Annotated in this window: 1 tRNA gene; it reads left to right on the forward strand. The window is 49.8% G+C overall.

Going from position 1 to position 261, the window contains the following annotated elements:
- Nucleotides 1–49 precede the first annotated feature (49 nt).
- Nucleotides 50–125: transfer RNA gene (locus AC0C45_RS30195), tRNA-Ala, on the forward strand.
- The last annotated feature ends 136 nt before the right edge of the window (nucleotides 126–261 follow it).

The following is a 261-nucleotide window of genomic DNA, read 5'->3' on the forward strand; positions in this document are numbered from 1 at the left end:
TTGGGACCAAGGGGTCGCAGGTTCGAATCCTGTCTTCCCGACCATTTATGGGGCCTTAGCTCAGCTGGGAGAGCGCCTGCCTTGCACGCAGGAGGTCAGCGGTTCGATCCCGCTAGGCTCCACCAATCGGAATTTTGAACTTTGAAAACTGAACAAAGCGACAAACGTCAACGTTAAATTTTATTTTTTAATTGAGCAAGTCAAACATTTCTTCGGAGAGTTTGATCCTGGCTCAGGATGAACGCTGGCGGCGTGCCTAAT

The organism is Priestia sp. VA7 (assembly GCF_055710015.1).